The organism is Natronorubrum sulfidifaciens JCM 14089 (assembly GCF_000337735.1).
Taxonomy (GTDB): Archaea; Halobacteriota; Halobacteria; order Halobacteriales; family Natrialbaceae; genus Natronorubrum; species Natronorubrum sulfidifaciens.
Window position 1 is genome coordinate 1 of record NZ_AOHX01000019.1, and the last position, 1,460, is coordinate 1,460.

Annotated in this window: 1 pseudogene; it reads left to right on the forward strand. The window is 54.1% G+C overall.

Annotation, left to right across the window (positions count from 1 at the left end):
- Nucleotides 1-512 precede the first annotated feature (512 nt).
- Nucleotides 513-1,460 (forward strand): annotated as a pseudogene (locus tag C495_RS01070) (Eco57I restriction-modification methylase domain-containing protein); the annotation flags it as partial.

Sequence of the window (1,460 nt, forward strand, 5' to 3'; positions counted from 1 at the left end):
AAGCACTTTGCCCATATCTAGCTCCATCGGTTGGGAAGATCTTAGTGACGCTGCTCGAAGCAGAGAGGCCACTTTGCAAAGGCGAACTCGCAGAGCGATCTGATGTGTCCGAGAAAACGGTTAATCGTCACGAAGAGGAGCTGAAAGCCCTCGGGCTTCTTTTGATTGAAGATGGTGAGTACCGTCTTGCATTGTCTTTCCCAGAAACAGATGAACGACGCAATCCTGTGCTCCCAGAATTAGTCACAGACTCTGATGTCTGGACGGCGATCCTCGATGTTGTCGACAAACTATTGGTGACTACCCTTCCTGCCGAGCGGTATGCAGATCCAGACGATCCAGTTGGTGGCGTGCTTTGGTACCCACAGGACCCGTTTTCACTTCTCGATCATGCGGGGNGAGGAGTTACCAAATCAGGAGCCCGATTCAATCGCGTCTATGGGGCCTGGACCAGCAACAATCCAAGAACCGTTACCCATAGCTTCATAAGAAGAAGGTGACTTTCAGGATACATGACCCTCCAGCAAATTACTGCGGACGACATCGCAGGCTGGGACTCTCTACAGGATATCGCTGACTCCTTCGAGAAACGCGGGCTGAAACCACGCCCAAATCTTGGAGAGAATAATGAACTCGTTCTTCAACTCGGTGATGACGAGTTCGTCGTAATCGTCAACGCTGGGCCCGGAGAATCGGCTACCGACTTCAAGCCTGACAACCGCTCTCGCCATACGAACCTCGTCGCCACGAACGACTTCGAGGAATTCACTTTCCTGACGCGGATGCGGAGCTGGGAAGGGCAGCAGCACGGTCGCATCAAGCACCAGAAGATCTCGTTCAGCAAAAATCAGTTCACGCGCGACAGCGGAGAGAAGAACACCGTTCTGAAGAAGCTCAACTCGATTGAGTACGGTTCTTCCGCTGCGATCTACGACACGCTGTACGACACACAACAGGGGGTCGAAGAGTTCTATCAGGAGTTCGAAGACCTCCGCACTGACCTCGTTCAGGAGGTCTCCGGAATTCCGGACGACCGTGGTGACGCGAAGCAACGCTACGTACAGGTCATCCTCGACCGGATGATTTTTCTGTACTTCATCCAGGAAAAGCGGCTGCTGGACCGGAACCCGAACTACCTGCACGAAGAGCCTGGCGACGTCGTGGATGATGGTGAAGATCGGGACGAGAACTTCTACCGGCCGCTGTTCTTCGACTACCTCGCAGAAGACAAGCAGAATCCCGACTTCGGAAGCCTCCCGTACCTGAACGGTGGGCTGTTCGCCAAGAATCCCGTTGAGGAGGACTTCCCGGATGCGAAGCTTGGTGAGTCTGCTGAGGAGACGAACGAACTCTTCGATGACATCCTGGACTTCCTATCGGGATGGAACTGGAACGTGGACGAGCGGCTGGACATCGTTGACCCGAAGAACCTCTCACCCGCGATTCTCGGCCACATCTTC